The following is a 21774-nucleotide window of genomic DNA, read 5'->3' on the forward strand; positions in this document are numbered from 1 at the left end:
TGCTTTGGTAGTGCCACAATATGATATTTATTCAAAATTTAAGAGATATTTTAATGTTAGATGCATTTATACGGGTGATTTCCCTAGTTGGAATGATATGCTTCAGTTCTACTCATAGTCTACACAAATAACTAAACCTGCTAATAATTCCTGTAAAACTGTTTGAGAAACGTATCCCAAACGAGCAACAAAACGCTCCACTGAAATACTGCGGACTTGTAAAAGATTACCCGCAGAATCCTGAGCTAAACCATTTTCTTCACTTTTATGAATAGATACCATGAAAGGACGTTCCTGAAATTGTTCTTGCCAACTGGTTAAAGGAACGATAATTCGCATCGGAATCATGGCAAACAATTCTGAATTTATTACCACAGCTGGTCGAGTTTTTCGGAGTTCTTGCCCTACAGTGGGATCGAGTTGTACCAGCCAAATTTCCCCACGTTTGGGATTGATCATCTCATATTCATCTCATCCGTCGCCCAGGTTTAGCTGTTTTTACCCTTAGATACCCCAGAAAAATCTTACCTAATTTTCCTAGCTAAAATCTAAAACTCCATCAGTTCAGGATCATTGCAGAAGTCTTCTGCTGTTGCAGCAATAAAAGGAACTAGCAGTTTATGACGTTCTTCTATCGGTAAAGCAGCAATCTCCTGGAGAGATAATTTGGTTTGGGTATTGCACTCTAGGTTATGTCTATTAACAACTTCCATCTCCTCCAATACTTCATCTGCTAAGGGAGAAACTTGGTAACGGGAGACAGCGTCATTAAACTCCGAACAACTTAAACCTGCAATTTCTGCTGCTTGTAAACGTGATACAGCACCCAGTTCATACCATTTGATGGCAGCGGCGATTCGCATTTCCTGAACAAATTCATTTGGTTGTTTGTGTATGTCAGAAAATACATTTTCTGGTAAATTAATGGAAATGCTTGTCACTGTAGTTTACCCCTAATCAGGCATTAAAAGTCTTCATCATCAACGAAAAATTCGGCATCATCTAAAGTTTCATTCCCCTGTTGAGAACTGCCAATACTCCACAGGGGTTGTATTACTGTTATGCCAATCATTCCTATACCAGCACTAAAAGCCAGTATAATCCCAACAGAAATCTGAATTGACTGTAAATTAAAAAACTTCAGTGATACAGGGGTATAGTTTTGTACTGAGATTATGGCGATCGCCACTACCCATAGAGCTATAATTATGGATGTGATTAAGTTGGCAGTCGTTTTCATCGCACTTTCACCCATAAGATACTCATTAGTCTACTGAGAGAGTAGAATTTAGGCACAAAAATATTCCCCTTGCAAGACTATACACTGCCTTTGTCAATTAATCATTGTTAGCCTTAGTGAAAATAAGCTAATCCGTGGAGAGTTATGTTCTCGTGATCCATGGAACAGCTAATATAAGAACCATAAGATGTGTGTTTTTGGTTAATTTTCAACTTCTTCTCCCAATTAACAGCTTAGCAATTCTACTAATATTTGTCACATTAGAAATTGGAGGCGGGGTTTTCGCGCCCTAACAAGGGTAGGTTTTTAGCAGTTATCAGTTATTAGTTATCAGTCAAGAGTGATGTGTTTATCCTTGGGTTTAATCCCCGATCAATTAGTGGTCAGTGCTGGTGGCGGGTTTCAATCCCCCACCATACGCATTGATAACTGTGCCTCCTGCAGAGGAGCTGCGCTAACACTGTTCACTGATCTAAACCGCTCTAAACCGCCTGGAGTGAAAGAGTTAGGAGTTAGGAGTTAAGAGACTAAAACTATTTACTTTCCGGACTAGCCTTTGTTGTTTTGGTAGCTTTTGTCTTTTTGGTTTTGGTGGCAGTTTTTGTAGACTTGGTTTTTGTAGTGGTAGATTTAGTTTTCTTGCGAGTTGATTTAGTGGTTTCTGCTTTGCTAGCCAACAAACTTACTGCTGTAGTTAAGGTGATTTCTTCAACAGACTGACCCTCTGGGATACTAACATTAATTTTGCCGTGCTTGATGTAGGGTCCATAAGGCCCATCATAGATATTTACAGGTTCGCTATCTTCTGGATGGGCTCCCAACTCCCGCAAAGCAGCTTTAGATTTACCACCACCCCTACCTTTCTTGGGCTCAGATAATAATTCTAATGCTCTTTCTAGGGTGACAGTCAAAACATTATCTTCCCCTTTTAAAGAACGATAATCTGGTTTACCATCAGCACCTTTTTTATTCACTACATAAGGGCCAAAACGTCCCAAACTAGCTTGAATATTAGCGCCTGTTTCTGGATGGGTTCCTAGGGTTCGAGGTAGGGATAATAAGCCTACAGCCATTTCCAAGGTGACATTTTCGGGATCGACACCTTTGGGCAAAGATGTTTGTTTTGGCTTGGGATTTTCTTCAGATTTTTCACCCAATTGCACATAAGGACCATAGGGACCAATGAGTAGATAAATGGGTTGGGCAGTTTCTGGATGGATGCCGATCTCATCTGGACCCGCAGTTTTCTGCTTGAGAAGAGTGTCTACTTTTTCGGGGTCTAGGTCAGAGGGAGTTAAATCTTTGGGAATGGAAACCGTCACTACATCGTCACCATTCTTTTTTTCCAGATAAGCACCATATTTACCAATCCGGACTTTTGCCTCTAGGTTTTCTAGTAAGACTGTCCTAGCTGCATTAACGTCTATTTGACTCTTTTGTTCTGTAACTAAGGTTTCTAAGCCCTTTTCTCCTAAATAAAATTCTCGTAAATAAGGAAGCCAAGCTGTTTCACCTGTAGCAATGTCATCCAAGGTTTGTTCCATTTGTGAAGTGAATCCTGGATTGACAACATCAGGAAAATGTTTTTCTAGCAAATTGGTCACAGCAAAAGCTGTAAAAGATGGCACTAGGGCATTACTCACTAATTGGGCATAACCTTTGTCAATAATGGTGCCAATAATGCTGGCGTAAGTACTGGGGCGACCAATGCCTTCACTTTCCAAGGTTTTTACCAAGGTAGCCTCTGTATATCTAGCAGGGGGTTGAGTTTCATGTCCTACTGCTTCTAAATCAGTACATTGGGGATGTTCGCCAATGGTCAGATTTGGTAAGATTACCTCTTTGTCTTCTAGTGCTGCCTCGGGGTCGTCAGAACCTTCCACATAAGCACGTAGGAATCCGGGGAAATCAATCCGCTTACCAGAGGAACGAAAACCAGCATCTTCTACCTCTAGTTGTACAGAAATTTGGGTTTGCCGAGAATCTGCCATTTGGGTGGCGACGGTACGCTTCCAAATCAGATCATAAAGTTTTAGTTCCCGACCACTTAAACCCGTTTCTTGGGGTGTACGGAATTTACTACCTGCGGGGCGAATAGCTTCGTGGGCTTCTTGTGCGCCTTTTGATTTGGTGGTATATTGCCGGGGCTTTGGACTTAAATACTCCTTGCCATACAATTGTTCCACACAACTACGAGCAGCTGCGATCGCTTGCTCTGACAAATGTACGGAATCAGTACGCATGTAAGTAATATAACCTTGCTCGTACAAATTCTGGGCAGTCCTCATGGTATCCCGAGCAGAAAGGCGGAGTTTGCGGTTCGCTTCTTGTTGCAAGGTGGAAGTAGTAAAGGGTGAGGCGGGTTTACGAGTGACTGGGCGTTCTTCAATATCTGTAACTGTCCAGGTTTTGCCGCTCAAGCGTGCTTGGAGTACTTCGGCTTCTGTTTGGGACAGCAACACCACATTCCGTCCGGCGGTAATTTGTCCAGTATTAGGATCAAAATCACTACCGGTTGCTAACTTATTTCCTGCTAGGGTAACTAACTGGGAACTAAAGCCATAGCTGGAATCAGCTTGTTTGGCTGCAGGAATCAATGTCGCTTTCAAATCCCAGTATGAGCCTTGACGGAAAGCACGGCGCTGTCGTTCCCGTTTCACCAACAACCGGACTGCGACGGATTGCACCCTACCCGCAGATAATCCCCAAGCAATTTTTTCCCATAATAGGGGCGAAAGAGTATAGCCCACCAGTCGATCTAAAATTCGCCTTGTTTCTTGGGCTCTAACAACCTTTTCATCAATATTGCGGCAATTATCTAAAGCCTTGGCAATCGCTTCTTTGGTAATTTCATGAAATACCATACGCTTGGTGGGAACTTTCGGCTTTAACAGTTGATACAAGTGCCAACTTATGCTTTCACCTTCTCGGTCTTCATCTGTTGCCAGAATCAATTCCGAAGCTGTTTTCAATGCTTCTTTGAGCTGAGTAACAACTTTCTTTTTATCCTTGGGGACAACATAAAGCGGTTCAAAGTCGGATTCTACATTTACCCCCAGTTTTGCCCACTTTTCCCCTTTGACTGCGGTGGGAATTTCACTAGCCGACTGGGGTAGATCCCGGACATGACCCATGGAAGCTTCTACCTGATAGGTGGATGGCAGGTAGTTGCGAATGGTACGAGCTTTAGTAGGAGATTCGACAATGACGAGAGTTGACATGGAAATTTTAGAAGAGAATAGCAGCTAGGCTCAAAAGTCTAAATTGAAATGATTCAGGGGTAGATGTCAAGGTTTTAGCAGTAGGGTAAAGGAATTTTGATTTCATCCTGACACAAACTGCACCCTTGTCAAAATTAAGTAAAAACTAGGTATAAGTACATAATTACTAAGAGCTTCAGGTATTTGGCTAAGTTTAGAGAAAAGGGGAAATCCTTTACTGTTAAACCTTTTTTCTTTTACCTTTCACAAAAATAAATTTTGGTCAGAGGTATTGTAAGATGCTGGCATGGGTTGCTATGAAAAAAAATTATTGTGAATTGCCAGCTATTTCAATCTTTAACTCATATCCAGCAAATTGGCGACTAATGCCAAAAAAAATCCTTCTACAGGTCAATACAACTATATTGGCTGTAACTGATTCTGGCATCACCAAAATTTTATTTAATTGGCGACTATTTTAATTCAGGGCGATCGCGGATCTTTATCGCTTAGTATTTCAAAATACATTTACTTGGACTTATACACGGATAATTTGATTCAGATTTATTCAGACTTTCGACCATCAAACTCGTGTTAGGATGAAACGTAGAGAATGTAAAGTTCGGTAGTGATGTTCTTGATTTTGTTTAAAATTGCAAATTGCAAGCAGCCCTCCGGATCAATATCTCTGCATATCAATTTCTGGGGAGTTTCATGTCAATCTACGTGGGTAACATATCCTACCAAGTTACACAAGAGGATTTAAGAGAAGTCTTTTCGGAGTATGGTGAAGTCACAAGAGTACAATTACCAACAGATAGAGAAACTGGCCGTCAGCGAGGCTTTGCTTTTGTAGAAATGGAAACAGAGGACGAAGAAGTAGCTGCAATTAATGCATTAGACGGTGCTGAGTGGATGGATAGAACAATTAAAGTAAATAAAGCCAGACCAAAAGAAAATAGAAATAATCGCTCTGGTGGCGGAAACTGGTGAAATGTAGGCAACGATAGATTTTCCAGCAAGTTATGATAAATAAGTATAATCAACCTGGGGATTACCTTAAGTTGAACTAATGTGTGAAGCTCCAATAATACTTGAAACAAGTTGAGTTACAAAGTCTCACTACAAAGTGATGGCAAAAGTTTCGCCTTAAACAAAAATATGTGACTCGAAGCTAGGCAGAGAAATACATCTAGCAGTTAACAAGATGTTTAGGGCATTTCCCTTTTCTTTAATTATTTCTAAATACAATTATATAGATTCATAAAATTTTCAGAAAAAACAATAGAATTAATTCAGTTAGCGTTAATGTCTAATAGCCAAAACCTACATATTTCATGGATTTTGCTACTTTTGCATCCCAGCTGAATGCGGGAATAATTTTGCCAGAGGGTATAGTAATTATTACTCTCTTAGGGGTTTTGATTGTAGACTTAATTGTAGGACGTACATCCTCTCGCTGGATTGCATATCTAGCGAGCGCTGGATTATTTGCTGCAATTGTTGCTCTATATTTTCAATGGGATAGCACCAATCCCACCTCTTTTGGCGGTGCTTTCAATGGTGATGACCTCAGTATCGTATTTCGCGGTATTGTGGCTCTATCTGCCGCCGTGACTATTTTAATGTCCATTACCTACATCGAACAAAGTGGCACAGCATTAGCAGAATTCATTGCGATTTTGCTGACTGCTACTTTGGGAGGAATGTTTATCTCCGGTGCTAGTGAATTGGTAATGATTTTTGTCTCCCTAGAGACTTTAAGTATTTCCTCCTATCTAATGACAGGTTACACTAAGCGCGATCCTCGTTCTAATGAAGCGGCATTAAAATACCTGTTAATTGGAGCTGCGAGTACGGGAGTTTTTCTCTATGGAGTTTCCTTGCTCTATGGCTTATCTGGAGGACAAACACAATTAAGTGCAATTGCTACTGGGATTGCTAATGGAAATTTAGGTCAATCCTTAGGTGTTGTGATTGCCTTAGTATTTATAATTGCAGGTGTGGGATTTAAGATTTCTGCTGCACCCTTCCATCAATGGACCCCAGACGTTTATGAAGGCGCACCCACCCCGGTAATTGCCTTTTTGTCCGTAGGCTCTAAAGCTGCTGGATTTGCCCTAGCTATTCGATTGTTAACCAACGTCTTTCCTTTGCTGACAGAGGAATGGAAGTTTGTGTTTACGGCTCTTGCCATTTTGAGTATGATTCTGGGCAATGTGGTTGCCCTGGCTCAAACCAGCATGAAACGGATGCTGGCTTACTCATCTATTGCCCAAGCTGGGTTTGTGATGATTGGCTTGATTGCAGGAACGGAAGCAGGATATGCCAGCATGGTATTCTATCTGCTGATTTATTTATTTATGAATTTGTGCGGTTTTACCTGTGTAATTCTGTTCTCCCTACGCACAGGAACCGACCAAATTGCCGAGTATTCCGGTTTATATCAGAAAGACCCTCTTTTAACCCTCGCTCTGAGTATTTCCTTGCTTTCCTTGGGTGGTATTCCTCCCCTGGCGGGATTCTTCGGCAAGATTTATCTCTTCTGGGCTGGTTGGCAAGCAGGTCTTTATGGCTTAGTCTTATTGGGGTTAGTTACCAGTGTTGTTTCTATATATTACTACATTCGTGTAGTGAAAATGATGGTAGTCAAAGAACCACAGGAAATGTCGGATGTGGTGCAGAATTACCCAGAGATACGCTGGAATTTACCGGGATTAAGACCTTTACAGGTAGGGTTAGTAGTTACTTTAATTGCTACCAGCATTGCTGGGATTTTATCCAACCCCTTGTTTACCTTAGCTAATAATTCAATTGCTCACACTCCACTTCTGCAAGCTTCTATTGCGGATCAGACTCAGGTAAGTACAATTTCTTCGGAAAACAAAGTTGTATTACAGCCCGCAGAGGACTTTCTGTAGGTTAGGGATAACATCTGAGAAATTTTCAATAGAAAGTCCACAATTAATCATAATTAATCACACTTTGGGGACGCGATGCGATCGCGTCCCTTTTGTATAGCATTACGCATCAATTATCTTCTGTCTCGGGATCTGGGGTAGGCGTGATTGCAGGATTACTTTCATCAGAGTTAGGGGGAAATGTTAGTGATGGGAATGATGAAGGTGCTTCTGTAGGTATGGGTGTAGGGACGTTTGTAGGTATGGGTGAAGGTATTTCTGTGGGTGTAGGGATGTTTGTGGGTATGGGTGAAGGTATTTCTGTGGGTGTAGGGATGTTTGTGGGTATGGGTGAAGGTGTTTCTGTGGGTATGGAAGGTGTTGGTTGAACAAGAGCTTCTAATCCCACATACAGGCTATAGTCACTTTCAGTAATATCTGGCAATGTACTTAAATCTATTTTATATTCACCATCAGTAGGTAATATTCCTTGATAAAAAGCAACTTGTTGAGCTGTATTTTCCACAAGCTCTTCACTAGGAGTTAAAACATTAAACCCTACACCACTTTCCCGCACCAACATTACTGTTAATTGTTGTCCAGCTTGACCCCGGAAAGTATAGCGGACAACTTCATTTGATTTCAGAGTATCATCCACCTTAGCTGTATTCAATGAGTTAAACTTAAGGCGCTTGATTCGTTTACTTAATGATGGTTCCTGGGTAGTTGTGGGTGTAGGATTGGCAGTGATGACTGGAGAAGGAAAAGTTTGGGGCACTCCAGTAGTAATTGGAGTAGATAACGCCTCCTGTGGTTGACTGCGGATCGAACGTACCAATACCCAAGAACCAAATCCCGCCAGAACTACTACAACTGCTGCAATAGCTCCAATAGCCAAAGAATTATCTAGAACTGAAGTTGGGGGTGGGGGAATTACTTGATTACCCTTTGCAGGAGCAGTCGGTTGCACGTTAGCAGGGTGACGACCAACTGCAAGGGTCTGTATCTGAGATAATTCAGCATTAGCTTGAGTTCCTGACTCTACTGATTTTAATATTGAATCTAATTCTGCTGCACTTTGGTAGCGATCGCTCGGTTTATAACTCAGCATCCGATTTAAAACTTGAGCAAATTGGGGATTTACTGTTACCCAACGTTGCCAATTCCAAGTGAATTTTTGAGCATCAAAGAGTTCCTGGGGTTCTTTACCAGTTAACAAAACCACAGCAGTAACCCCCAAAGCATATAAATCACTACTGGGGTAAACCTGACCTGTTTGCATTTGCTCTGTGGGAGAATAACCTAATTTCCCAACATAGGTATTTTCTATTGTCCTATTTGGGTTTTGCAAACGACTAGCAAGCTCCTTAACTACCCCAAAATCAATCAATACTGGTAGGCGATTGCTATCCCGAAGAATAATATTTTCTGGTGAAATATCTCTATGAATGATTCCTTGATTATGGATATAATTGAATACTGGTAATAATGACTGTATTAAATACAATACCTCTGTCTGAGTAAATGCACCACCAACTGCCTGACGCTCACTTAATAAAGTCCGGTATGTCTTCCCCTCAACATAATCTTGGACTAAAAATAACCTTTGATTCTGTTGAAAACACTCCCGGAATTGTGGTATTTGCGTATGTTTTATTTGATACAACATTTCCGCTTCACGGCGAAATAAATCCTGTGCCTTTTGCCAAGTAGAAGTTTCTGTAGTTGCGGGAATTAATTCTTTTAAGGCACATAGTTCATTGAAGCGCCTTTGATCTTCTACTAGATAGGTTCTACCAAATCCTCCCTGACCGAGAATTTTAATTATCCGGTAACGATTTTGCAGGATTGTGTCAGTTTTAATTGGTGGTTGCATTATTGATTGTAATAACTCTGTAGGAAAGTAGATAACCTGTAATGAGAAGTTTTCTGAGTAATCAATCAAATTTCAAATTGCCGAGCTATTAATTTGTACAGGTTGGCATAAATCAACCAAAGATGGGTTAAAAATAGCCCAAAAGCTGACAATAAAAGTATTTTGAATCACCCGTAGTGGTAATCGGTTCATGGGTAAAAATTTCGCTATCACACATTTGCTGTTGCCAGCTTATGTAATTTTACGTAATTATTAGATTTTGACAACCTAGCTTGACTCTATTTTCCCCCTCAATTTTCTGCTGTTGAGCGTAAATATTTGAAAAATGTAGTTAATTTTTGGCATTAGTGGCAGTTTGCTCATGATTTTTCAGCCATGAATCCTAGAATATCTAACGTTTGCCGGTATAATTTATTTTAGCTTTGGTAATGTATTCAGTTTCAGCAAATTCACACTCATAAAATTAATGCACTATAGGATAGACTGTTATTAAGTCCATCGTCTGTCAAAAAGATTAGTAATCTCATAGCTTTTGTTAAAACTTGACATATGGCATTCGTAGCACTATACAAAAATCAAAATAAGTATGTATTTTTTAGCTCAAAAATAGGGTGCTATCGTGTAATTTGTATAGTGTAGTGTGCAGGATTTAGGGGTAGGGACATTTTAATCATTATAAACATGCCCGTTCCCGAAGTAATCGTAGTCATTTTTACCCATGCATGTCTACCCTGATATTTTTTAGTAGAACAATAAATGTATTATTCTCAGTTATAAATTTATATGGGTAGAAAAAATTTTTCTACTATACATATGGGCTTGCAGACTTGGACTGTTATTTTCAATCACCAAAGTCTGACTTCTTGTTCTGTTTCCCTAACTATATTGCAGTGGCTCAGACAGAAGTTATTCACCAAAAAAGCTAAAAAAGAGGGGGTGATAAATTTATGGAGGAATATTTCCAATTTTTATCAAAGCTTCAATAAAACACATACAACTTCTTGCCGAATATTTCTGTTAAATCTGCCAAATATCTAATGATAAGATTGCCATGAATGCACATCGAGGATCTGCTGTGCTCAGTTCTGCAACCCTAAAAATGCCATCAACAGCAACAGGACTGACTGAAAATCACCGTCTGAGGCTGTTTTCTGGTTCTGCCAACACCCAATTGTCTCAAGAAGTCGCCCATTACTTGGGTATAGATTTGGGGCCCATGATTCGCAAGCGATTTGCAGATGGAGAACTTTATGTTCAAATCCAAGAATCAATTCGCGGTTGTGATGTTTATTTAATCCAACCAAGTTGTCATCCCGTGAATGACAACTTGATGGAATTATTGATTATGATTGATGCTTGTCGTCGAGCTTCTGCACGGCAGGTAACGGCGGTGATTCCCTATTATGGTTATGCTCGTGCCGATCGCAAAACGGCTGGAAGGGAATCCATTACTGCTAAGTTGGTTGCGAACCTGATTACCCAAGCAGGTGCTAACCGAATTTTGGCAATGGATTTACACTCTTCTCAAATCCAGGGATATTTTGATATTCCTCTGGATCATGTTTATGGTTCACCAGTTATACTGAATTACTTAGCAAGTAAAAACCTGGCTGATATTGTAGTAGTATCCCCTGATGTTGGCGGTGTTGCCAGAGCTAGGGCATTTGCCAAAAAGCTCGATGATGCTCCATTAGCTATTATTGATAAACGCCGTCAAGCTCACAATGTTGCTGAAGTCTTGAATGTGATTGGTGATGTTAAAGGTAAAACAGCAGTGTTGGTAGATGACATGATTGACACTGGTGGTACGATTACGGCGGGAGCCAAGTTATTACGGGAAGAAGGGGCACGTCAGGTATATGCCTGTGCTACCCATGCAGTATTTTCTCCACCAGCCATTGAACGTTTGTCCAGTGGCGTTTTTGAGGAAGTAATTGTTACTAATACAATTCCTTTATCAGAAAGCGATCGCTTTCCGCAACTGACTGTGCTATCTGTGGCAAATTTATTAGGAGAAACTATCTGGCGGATTCATGAAGATAGTTCTGTTAGTAGTATGTTTCGCTAGTTTTTAGCAAAGATTTATTTTGGGCAAATTTCCTGTGTCTAGATTTAATTGTTGACATTGGTATTTGCCCTTTTATTTAGGGGAGTCATATCATTTCCGGCCCATAATATTGAGGGAAAGAGGGAAAGAGGGAAGGAGGGAAGGAGTGAAAGAAGTGTGGGAAGTGTGGGGAGATGAAATAACTAACTATCAAGCATCAACTACCAACCCCTAACTATCAACTATCAACTAGCAACTAGCAACCATCACTCCATCACTCCATCACTCCATCACTCCCGACACTCCCCTCTCCTGCTAAATAGATGCTCTAGGCACTTCTCACAATAATTACCGTACAATTACTTTGACGGGCAATGGTTTCAGGTATATTCCCATGAATTACCTGTTGCAAAAGGGTTTCACGGGTTGCACCCATAACAATGGCATCAATTTTTTGTTTTTCTGCTACGGATACAATTGTCTGTGCTACGGAATATGCAGGAATAGTTGTCACTTTAACTTTACGGCTGAATTTTGGTTGTAGATACTGGACAAATTTTTCTAGTATTTTGGTATCTGGTGTTTCTGTGGGTGCATAGACTGTACACAATTCAATTTTTGGTATTGTTCCCAAAGATGCGAATGCGGGTAATAGTTGCACTGCTTCGCTGACATTGGGACCACCAGCGACAGGTATCAACCAACGATTAAAGTTAGTTTGATCGCCAAATTTCGCCAGAATCACTTCGCAGGGAGCTTGTCTAATTAATGTATCTGCTACCCGGCTAAATATTTTTCCTGGTGTTCCTGTAGTACCTTTCCAACCCATAAATAACAAGTCAATATGTCGCTCTTTGATTGTTTCTAAAGTAGCTTCAGCGACATCATGAGTGACTCGAATTTGGGTATGAATCGGGACTCTACTGGCTCTTGCAAAGTCTATTGCTTGGGTTAACAAATTTAAGCCTGCAACCGTACTAATGGGTGTTTCTGCGGGATTACATGTACGGGGAACGACAATTATATGCAAACATTCCAGTTCATATCCTAATTGTTGAGCGATGGCAATTGCTATTCTCAACAGGGATGTGGCAGTCTTAGGATTGCTGAGTAATATTAATAATCTACCACCACCACTTATGGGGTCGCGGGTTTGATAAACGATATAAGATGGTTGGGGTGCTGTTTGGATTCCTGCCCCATCTAAATGGTCTGCTGTTGCCCGAATGATATCACTGCGAGTAATCATTCCCACTAAATGTTTTCCTTCGGTAACTGGCAAGCAACTGAGATTGTAGCGATTGAGTAGATGTAAAATATGTGCCAGAGTCGCTGTGGGTATAGCCGTCATTGGTGATGGAAACATGATTTCACTAATGGGAATTGACTCGACCAAAGAGTTATCAGTATAGTTAGCTAATTCTTTTTGAGAGATTATACCCACCAATGTACCCCTATCCACCACTGGTAAATTACGATGGCGAGAGCGGGATAATGCTTGGACAGCTTCGACAAAAGTAATTTGACTAGATATGGTTTCTACCCGCCGTTGCATAACATCGGCTGCTGTTAGGGTGGTAAGAATTCCTTCTTTGCCTGATTCTTCTAAATTAATACCTTTCCCTGCCAAAAGCCGATCATATAGGGAGTTGGGAGCGACTATTTCCGCAATCAAATAAGCGATCGCTGAACTAATCATCAGTGGTAATACTATATTAAAGTCCGTTGTCATTTCAAAGACAATGACTATACCTGTGATGGGTACTCGGGTAACTGCGGTAAAAAATGTCCCCATACCTGCCAATGCGTAGGTTAAAGGGGCGCTAGCACTGGTTAATAATAGATTTAATTGGATTAATCCGATGAATAAGCCCAGAGATGCTCCCATGATTAGTACTGGAGCGAATAATCCTCCCGGCGCACCTGTGGTGTAAGCTAGCATTGTCAACAGAAATTGAACTGTGAAGGCAAGTAAGGTCAATTGCCAATCAGCTTTACCTCCTATTAAAATTTCTCGCAGTCCTGCACTATCCAGGAAATCATCGGGTAGTAAGGCAATAGTGACTCCACAAATTAATCCTGCTAGTCCTACCCGTAGAGGTAAGGAAATTCGCAGGCGATTATTCAAGTTTAAAGCTGCAACAATTCCATTATTAAAGAGTGCTCCCAAAATTCCTGCCAAGACTCCCATTAACAGATAGAAAGGAATTTCTTGGGGGGAAAATCCTGTTTGCAATGGGGTAATTTGATCAAATACAAATCCTGTACCACCCAACCACCTAGAAACCACAGCACCAATAAAGGAGGCGAGGATTGCTGTTCCCAAGGTAAAACCAGATATGTCTTGGAGCAGTGCTTCAACCACAAACAACACACCGGCAATGGGGGTATTAAATCCTGCTGCTAAACCTGCTCCTGCTCCTGCTGCGATGATTTGACGACGATAGTCTGGGGAGGTGGGAAACCAGCGACTAATCTGTGCTGCTAAGGCTGCACCTACTTGTACTGTAGGGCCTTGTCTTCCTAGGGGTAAACCCGCACCTATAACTAAAATACTTCCTACTAATTTTACTAGAGATATACGTAAATTTAAGGGTAAGGGTACTTTTGCTAATACTGCTTTGACGTAGGGAATACCACTACCTGATGTTTCGGAATTACATTGTACTAGCCATCCTGCTAAAATACCGCAACTAAATCCAATGACCGGTAGTAGCCAAGGGGTGAAGGAATGAACTACATAAACTCGTAATCCTCCTAACCAGCCAATTCCCTGTTTGAGGGCAACTGCGGCAAAAGCTGCCACTAAACCAATCACACAGGCTTCAACAATAGCAAAATTTTTTGTGGAGTAAAACAAATGACCCGCTAATAATTTACGTCCCTTGTTTTCTCCGGGTAAAATTGTGCGTTTCCACCAATTTTTATTAAAAATCATTAATCAATAACAATCACTGCCTCACCAATGCAATTTCTCACTGATAATTGATAACTGAAATTACAACCGACAACCCGGAAAAATATATACAGTGGAGAGAATTGAGTATTAATCTACCGATGAGACTCCGCTGATGTTTTAGATTTGGGCAGTGGTAAGTAAACAAGTAGTAATTTTGCCCTACCTCTCCTTCTACAAAGCGGGTTACACCGACTTGCATCACTTCTCAAGGACTACCAAATATGTTATCATTAAACAAACTCTCTCATCCAAGCTGACACACCACACATACCAGATTGATTAGACAATCATGGAGAAGGGGAGAGTAAAAGACTCAATGTAGTGGCGTGTTCGGCATCAAAATCAAGGCTCGCTTTGACGCGATTCCGGGTTAACAGTAAGTATATGGTTGACTCTGAACCACTGCGTTTTTTATAACGTGGTAATGGTTTTTGATGTGCGAATGCGCCCAAATTTAAAATAATATTGCGGTTTTTTGCATTCAAAAATGTGTCGCTTCAAAGCAGCCTCCATGTAACTAAAGGAGGTTGAAATGCAAAAATTGCAAAACAATGTATTTACCCCAAGCGCGTTTGTATTTTGCGAGCGTGTCTTGGGGTTTTTTGTTTCTGACTATTCTCGATTAAACATCACGGGGAAACAATTCCCAGAAAAACGCCTGGAGAAATACCAGGCAACACATATATACATGTCCATTCTAACTATGTTTGAACCGAAAACAAGAAAAACATCGCTTTCCAATAAACCAAAGCGTAAAAACTCACGACTTTGGAGAATACGCCAATTTTGTAAATTTTGGCAGCCAATAGCGATGTTTACGAGTACAATACTCGTCTTTATGCTGAAGTTAATTCTGATGGTATGGCGAAACTTGAGTCCTAACTAAGACTGAATGATTTAGAGCGATCGCCTACGGTGGTAATATACCATTACTTAGGCGATCGCATATTACTCAACTTATCAAACTGTAATCCAAAATCTAAACTTATAGCACTACCAAAGCACGTTAGCCCTTCGACTAAGTCCTTCGGACACGCTACGCGGTAAGCGCAGCTATGCCGTAGGCTTTACGCTCAGGGCTAATGGTGAGCGAAGTCGAACCGTTAGGATATTTTTGAATGCTGCAACCTATGAACAGTAAACTTATACCAATTCAAATAATGTTTGCAACATATAAATTATTCATAAGGGCACGGCACCAGTAAGATAGTTTTATATATTGAAAGATTGTAGATGCCGTGCCCCTACACATCTGTCCCATTCTTTTTTCAAAATGGTATAGAATTATTTGATACCCCAGAACAAACCTATGCAGTGGACAGAATTAAGCATTAACACCACCGATGAGGCTGTTGACTGGGTTTATATGCTACTAATAGATGCTGATTATACTGGCGATATTGGCATTACTCCCTACAACGCCACTGATGAAAATTCATCTCCCTGGACATTTACCATTCGTTTATATTTAGATAATAAAATCCATATAAATCAACAGATAGATAAAATCGCTCAGTTACTCACACCACTACAACGTACTGGGATGGCTAGCGAACTGGAAATCGCCGTAGTTGAATCAAAACCGATAACAAATACCAATGTTTTCCGACATCGAATTGGTAATCGTTTCCTGATTCTTCCTGCCAATGTAACCAATGAAACTACATCCCCTGATGATATTATCATTAAACTAAAACCATCCCTCGCCTTTGGCAGTGGTTTACATCCAGCTACTATTCTCAGCCTCAAATTGATCGAGAAATATGTCACACCTGGTACTGATGCCTTAGATTTGGGTTGCGGTTCGGGGATTTTGAGTATAGCGATCGCTAAACTAGGAGCATCTGTATTAGGATTAGATAATGATGCGATCGCAGTGCAATCAACCCAATCAGCAGTACACCTAAATGGTGTAGAGCAACAAGTTACTGTTATGGCAGGAAGCCTGGGAAATGGTAGTACCTTGGGACATTGGATGGGTGGAGAGACTACAGAAAAAGTACAAGCGATCGATAATCAACAAAAATTTGATTTAATAGTTGCTAATATCTTTGCCCGTATACATATTGCTCTTGCTAAAGATTATCAACAAGCATTAGATGAAAATGGCATATTGATTGCAGCAGGGTTTACCAATGATTATGAAGAATCAATCACCACAACGATGACGGAGCATGGATTTACTGTCATAGATAGGGAACGACTCAACGAATGGGTAGGTATAGCGCTACGGGTAAGTAAGTAGGCGTAAAAAATTATCGTTTGGATAAGGCAGGGGGCAGAGGCAGGAAGCAGGGGAAAAAAGGGTTTTAGCCTTATTTTCTTGTTCTCACATAGTTTGGCTTTATTGTGCCGACTTACTTAATAAGTAATAAGTAATAAGTAAGAAGAGTTATTTCTTTCTGGCACGAATAACAATGAACCAAGGATTTTTTGTTAGAAATTCATATTCTTCTGGCTGCATTTTCTCAAAATGTCCTGTAGGCTGGGGTTCTAGTAACCTTTCTATAAAAGGGATATAACGGCTGGACGCTCGTAATAAGCATGAATTGGTTTATTTTCTACCATTTGAGCATACTTTTGGGCTATGCCTTGGTAACTTGAACCTGTGTGTTCTGTCATGAGGTTTTGGATTTTTTATTTGGAAAAACAGATAATTTTTTGTTGATATTGGGTTGACTTTTTTACCTCATAAATCAGTTTGTTATTCAACTATTTCAAATTCTAGATTATTTTTTTTTAAAAAATCATAGGTAAAGTGATCTACTAGATTTGTATCACTTAATTCCAAGTTATAAAAATCAACAAATCCATGGGCAAAATATGGCCCTGCGTGCCAAGTACCCGCTTCTAACTTAATGAAACAATTCCCAGGGATACGGAATGCTGCAATATTTTCCATATCTGGTTGATTAACATTATTATTGGGAGGACAAACAGCAATTAACCATTCTTTGCCCTCCAATGCACCCAAACATTGAGTACATTGTAAATGGCGGGTTATATTATGAAATTTCAATCCCCGACAGTGCAATTGCATAATATAAAAGCGAGGAGTACCTCTATCTAGGATTAATTGAGCATCCTCTGCATCGAAAGGTTTACCATCCCGGCTAGAAAAAATTACCTGTCCATAGGGACTAAAATTTTCTGGTGTTACCCATTTTGCCTGTAATTTTCTGATTGTCTTGGCTGTATTCATAATCGTGACGCGCCTACACTGTTGTGTTTAGAGTCGGAGGGATTATAATCTGGAGTTGATTTAATAGATGGATGTATGCTATTGCCAAACTGGCAAGAATCTGTAATATATATCAACTGTTACATTAACTTAGAAACAAAAATTTTCCATAATTAAGGTTACAGGGGATACACTATGACTGATAATTTTAGCAGACGTAAATTTATTGGCTACAGTTCAGCAGCTTTAGGTACAAGTATACTGCTGAAGGCTTGTGGTGTTGGCGATAACAACCTACCAATAGAAGGAAATGGTGAGAATTTTAAAATTGCGATCGCTCTTCCTGGTAAAATAACTGATAAAGCATGGAATCAATATGGCTATCAAGGGATAGAACTAGCTAAGAACAAACTAAATGCCAAAACTACCCATATAGAACAAGTTTCCCAAACGGATCAAGCTGAGGTGCTCACAGATTTTGCCCGCCAAGGATACAATGTGGTATTCGCCCACGGAGGACAGTTTGATGCAGCGATTGAACAGGTTGCGCCCCAATTTCCCCAAACCTTTTTTGTCGCCGTCAATGGAGCGATAAAAGGGGAAAATATTGCAGCTTTAAGAATAGATCATATGCAGGTTAGCTATGTGTGTGGAATTGTTGCTGCTTTGATGACAAAATCCAATCAGTTGGCTTATATTGCTGGGCAAAAATTTCAAGCTACCCAAGAAGAATTACGTGGTTTTGAAATGGGAGCAAAGTCTGTGAAGTCGGATGTGAAAGTAGTTCCTAGTTTTACTGGCGATTGGAATGATGTGGCAAAAGCAAAGGAAGCTACACTAGCATTAATTTCTACTGGAGTTGATGTTATTTATCAATGGTTAGATGATGCTTCTACCGCAGTGATTCAGACGGCTGAAGAAAAAAAAGTTTATGCTTTTGGCAATACTAAAGACCAATTAAAAATTGCCCCCGATGCGATTTTAACTAGTGCTGTCAAGCGTATGGATTTAGCGATCGCTAATTTGGCAGAATTAGCTAAAAAACAGGAATTAAAAGGGAAAATATATACTGTTGGATTAGATCAGGCTGATATTTTATCCCTAGGAGAATTTGGGGGTAAGGTACCACCAGATGTGGTGCAGAAAGCAGAGACTATTCAACAAGATATTGCTAGTAAAAAGATTGTTTTTGAAAAATGTCAGGAAGCTGGTATAGAAACTCGCTGTGTTAAAAAAGCATAAATTTGCAAAGCTTATGTAGTTTCACAATCCACAATCCACAATCCAAAATCTAAAATGGTATTACACCTTGTTGATATTACCAAATGTTTTGGTCAATTTGTTGCCAATGACTGTATTAATTTACAGATAAAATCAGGTAAAATACATGCTATTTTAGGAGAAAATGGTGCAGGTAAAACTACTTTAATGAACATTGTTAGTGGTATTTATCAACCTGATTCTGGTCAAATTTATTTACAACAAAAGTCTGTAAAAATTACATCTACCCATACAGCAATTAAGTTGGGAATTGGCATGATTCACCAACATTTTATGCTAGTACCTCAATTAAGTGTTACGGAAAATATTGTTCTGGGTACAGGGAATCAATGGCAGCTAAATTTGCGAAAAAAAGAAGCAGACATTGCAGCTTTATCCCAAACTTATGGTTTAGAAATTGACCCCTGTGCTCAAGTTGGTAATTTGCCCATTGGTATACAACAAAGGGTAGAAATTCTCAAGGTTTTGTATCGCCAAGCTCAACTCTTAATTCTCGATGAACCAACGGCGGTACTTACACCAACGGAAGTAAAATCTTTAATTAGAATTCTGAAACAATTAGCTGCTACTGGTAAGACAATTATTTTTATCAGTCACAAATTAGAAGAAGTCATGAATCTTTGTGATTCGGTAACAGTCTTACGTCGGGGAAAGGTGGTAGCAAATACAAATATTCAAAATACCACTTCTCAAGAATTAGCTACATTAATGGTGGGTAGAGATGTTTGTTTGCAAATTAATAAATCTCCTGGCTCTATAGGAAATACAGTATTGTCAGTGGATAATTTGCAAGTTGTAGATAGTCGTGGTGTTACTACTGTCAGAGATATTTCCTTTCAATTACGAGCAGGAGAAATTTTAGGTATTGCTGGAGTTGATGGTAATGGACAAAGAGAATTAGCAGATGCTATTTGTGGTTTAAGGCAGATTAAACAGGGAAATATTAATTATCCTACTCTCAAACAAAATAGTTATAATAACAGAATTATGGAGGTAGGTTACATCCCAGAAGATAGGCAAAAAATGGGATTAATCTTACAATTTAGTATTGCCCATAATTTAATTTTAAAATTTTTTCAAAAAATCCCTTTTTGTCGTTGGTTTTTGCTCAATTATCCCATAATTAAAGACAATGCCAAATTAGCAATTGATGATTTTGATATTCGGGCAATTTCTGGGGATATTCCAGTCAGTCAACTATCGGGGGGAAATCAACAAAAGGTAGTGCTGGCGAGAGAATTGGCTAGAGAACCACAGTTAATCATAGCCATGCAACCCACAAGAGGATTAGATGTGGGTGCAACAGCAGGGGTACAACAAAAATTATTAGCAGAAAGGGAAAGGGGAGCAGCTATTTTATATATTTCTACGGAATTAGAAGAAATAATGGCAATGAGCGATCGCATTGCGGTAATGTATCGAGGTGAGTTTGTTACCCTGTTGGATGCGAGTCAAGCAACGGTGGAGGAAGTCGGTTTGTTCATGGGAGGAGGGGAGAAGAGGGAAGGATTGATGGAGTGATGGAGGGAAGGAGGTAAGAAGAGTGATGGAGTGATGGAGTGATGGAGGGAAGGAATATAACTTTTTTGTTGAGGAATGTTTTAAATTTGAAATTCTGATGTGATGCAAATAATCTGGAAATTTTTGCAACGGGAAAATTTTGATCGCCTCATAGTAATTCTGGTGATAATTGTTACTATTAGTTCCCTTGCACTTTCCAGGGTAGAACCAAATTTATCATTATTAGATGCGGTGTGGTGGAGTATTGTGACTTTAACCACCGTGGGCTATGGTGATATTGCCCCTGTGACGATGTTTGGGCGTTCTATTGCTGCTGTTGATATGTTTGTGGGTATTGGCATTTTAGCTACATTCACGGCTCAAATTGCCAGTATTCTGGTTGAGAAAAAAAATATGGAACACTTAGGCATGAGTGCTTATAAATTTACAGAACACATTATCTTATGTGAATGGAATTCTCGTGCTAAGGCTATTGTTGATGAGCTGCGTTTAGATGAAAGTACTCAAGATAAACCAGTAGTTTTAATTGCTGATATTGACAGAAAACCTAGTGAAGACAATAATTTATTTTTTATTCAAGGTAATGTCTGTGATGAGACGTTAGAGCGAGCCAATTTAGTCGCAGCCAGTACAGTAATTATTCTAGGTGATGATGATTTAGATGATACAGCTCGTGATGCGAAAGTGATTTTATCGACTCTGACGGTGGAAAGTATTAATACCCATGCTTACATTATTGTTGAGTTAGTAAATGAATCTCATTTTCAGACTTGCAAACGGGCGAAAGCTGATGAAATCATTGTGGGTAGTGAGTTAAGTAGTATGCTCATCTCCCAAGCAGTTCTCAACCACGGTATTACCAAAGTTGTCTCCGATTTATTAACTGCTCACAGAGGTAATCAGTTATATAAAATCCCCATACCCCAATCTCAGATTGGTAAGACTTTTATGGATGTATTTATTTATTTGAAGCAGCATTATCAAAGTATTGTAGTGGCTATAGAAAAAGAGCCAGAAGGGGAAGTGATTTCCAATCCAGCCGCAGACTATCCCTTGCAGAAAAATGATGATTTAATTGTCATTGCTAAAAAACGACCGAAGATTAGGGATTGATACCTGTGTAATTTATTGCTTACTGTTTATTGCTTAACCTCAGTTCGGGTTAAGGAGCTTTATTTCACTTTGAGAGGCTGATTAATGCCTGAAACAACGCAAATACGTTTATGAAGACCAAAATCATGTAACGATATAATCAGGGTTTGAGCTTATCCCGAACTCAGGTTGCTTATGACTTGCGTTGAGCAAAATTTTCGGCATTTTGGCAACTTTTGGATTGTAGTAGTGGATATTCTAATTACAACACTGCTTTCCAATGCAATATCCTACAAAATCCAAAAACCTCCTCTCCCCAGTAATTGACTTACTGGGGTTTTATTTTTGATATAGCACTACCAAAGCACGTTATATCAATTCCAATAATGTTTGCGACACATACATTTCTCGTAAGGAACATCCACAATCTTTTGGGATATAAAATTATCTTACTGGTGCCGTGCCCTTACCCATCTT

Annotated in this window: 15 protein-coding genes; 7 read left to right on the forward strand and 8 right to left on the reverse strand. The window is 39.8% G+C overall.

Going from position 1 to position 21774, the window contains the following annotated elements; genetic code table 11:
* Positions 1-108: 108 nt before the first annotated feature.
* From CALSC_RS12545 to topA, 4 genes are all read right to left on the reverse strand, one after another.
* On the reverse strand, positions 109-459 hold the full coding sequence (locus CALSC_RS12545) for a type II toxin-antitoxin system PemK/MazF family toxin (protein ID WP_088241681.1): 351 nt from the start codon (positions 457-459) through the stop codon (positions 109-111).
* Positions 460-548: 89 nt separating this feature from the next.
* Positions 549-941 (reverse strand): UPF0175 family protein, encoded by a 393-nt coding sequence (locus tag CALSC_RS28035; RefSeq protein WP_088241682.1) that lies wholly within the window; start codon positions 939-941, stop codon positions 549-551.
* 23 nt (positions 942-964) lie between these two features.
* The gene (locus CALSC_RS12555) at positions 965-1240 is read right to left on the reverse strand and encodes a DUF1049 domain-containing protein (RefSeq protein ID WP_088241697.1); all 276 of its coding nucleotides are present in this window, start codon (positions 1238-1240) and stop codon (positions 965-967) included.
* Between the two features lie 533 nt (positions 1241-1773).
* Complete coding sequence (gene topA, locus CALSC_RS12565; RefSeq protein WP_088241684.1) at positions 1774-4461, reverse strand: type I DNA topoisomerase; 2688 nt, start codon at positions 4459-4461, stop codon at positions 1774-1776.
* 693 nt (positions 4462-5154) lie between these two features.
* Between topA and CALSC_RS12575 the strand changes: the two genes are divergently transcribed.
* Positions 5155-5433 (forward strand): RNA recognition motif domain-containing protein, encoded by a 279-nt coding sequence (locus tag CALSC_RS12575; RefSeq protein ID WP_088241686.1) that lies wholly within the window; start codon positions 5155-5157, stop codon positions 5431-5433.
* A gap of 344 nt (positions 5434-5777) precedes the next feature.
* Entirely contained in the window at positions 5778-7361 is a 1584-nt protein-coding gene (locus CALSC_RS12580) for an NAD(P)H-quinone oxidoreductase subunit N (protein ID WP_088241687.1), read from the forward strand.
* A 109-nt stretch (positions 7362-7470) separates the two neighbouring features.
* On the opposite strand, the gene CALSC_RS12585 is transcribed toward CALSC_RS12580, so the two are convergent.
* Positions 7471-9216 (reverse strand): protein kinase domain-containing protein, encoded by a 1746-nt coding sequence (locus CALSC_RS12585; protein ID WP_088241688.1) that lies wholly within the window; start codon positions 9214-9216, stop codon positions 7471-7473.
* 1051 nt (positions 9217-10267) lie between these two features.
* Between CALSC_RS12585 and CALSC_RS12590 the strand changes: the two genes are divergently transcribed.
* Complete coding sequence (locus CALSC_RS12590) at positions 10268-11284, forward strand: ribose-phosphate pyrophosphokinase (protein WP_088241689.1); 1017 nt, start codon at positions 10268-10270, stop codon at positions 11282-11284.
* A gap of 307 nt (positions 11285-11591) precedes the next feature.
* Here the strand turns inward: CALSC_RS12590 and CALSC_RS12595 are convergent, their stop codons facing one another.
* Together CALSC_RS12595 and CALSC_RS26445 are read right to left on the reverse strand one after the other, a co-directional pair.
* Entirely contained in the window at positions 11592-14201 is a 2610-nt protein-coding gene (locus tag CALSC_RS12595; RefSeq protein ID WP_088241690.1) for a chloride channel protein, read from the reverse strand.
* A gap of 308 nt (positions 14202-14509) precedes the next feature.
* Positions 14510-14674 (reverse strand): hypothetical protein, encoded by a 165-nt coding sequence (locus CALSC_RS26445; RefSeq protein ID WP_159460609.1) that lies wholly within the window; start codon positions 14672-14674, stop codon positions 14510-14512.
* 857 nt (positions 14675-15531) lie between these two features.
* Here CALSC_RS26445 and CALSC_RS12605 point away from each other — a divergent pair.
* Complete coding sequence (locus CALSC_RS12605) at positions 15532-16467, forward strand: 50S ribosomal protein L11 methyltransferase (protein ID WP_088241692.1); 936 nt, start codon at positions 15532-15534, stop codon at positions 16465-16467.
* Positions 16468-16926: 459 nt separating this feature from the next.
* Here CALSC_RS12605 and CALSC_RS12610 read toward each other — a convergent pair whose 3' ends face one another.
* Positions 16927-17424: an ureidoglycolate lyase gene (locus CALSC_RS12610; RefSeq protein WP_088241693.1), complete on the reverse strand. Its 498-nt coding sequence runs from the start codon at positions 17422-17424 to the stop codon at positions 16927-16929.
* 174 nt (positions 17425-17598) lie between these two features.
* Here CALSC_RS12610 and CALSC_RS12615 point away from each other — a divergent pair, with 174 nt between their 5' ends.
* The 3 genes from CALSC_RS12615 (at position 17599) to CALSC_RS12625 (ending at position 21318) form a co-directional block, all read left to right on the forward strand.
* Entirely contained in the window at positions 17599-18645 is a 1047-nt protein-coding gene (locus CALSC_RS12615) for a BMP family protein (protein ID WP_088241694.1), read from the forward strand.
* A gap of 54 nt (positions 18646-18699) precedes the next feature.
* Entirely contained in the window at positions 18700-20205 is a 1506-nt protein-coding gene (locus CALSC_RS12620; protein WP_088241695.1) for an ABC transporter ATP-binding protein, read from the forward strand.
* 102 nt (positions 20206-20307) lie between these two features.
* The gene (locus CALSC_RS12625; RefSeq protein WP_088241696.1) at positions 20308-21318 is read left to right on the forward strand and encodes a potassium channel family protein; all 1011 of its coding nucleotides are present in this window, start codon (positions 20308-20310) and stop codon (positions 21316-21318) included.
* Positions 21319-21774: the final 456 nt, after the last annotated feature.

The organism is Calothrix rhizosoleniae SC01, from assembly GCF_900185595.1.
Lineage (GTDB): Bacteria > Cyanobacteriota > Cyanobacteriia > Cyanobacteriales > Nostocaceae > Calothrix_A > Calothrix_A rhizosoleniae.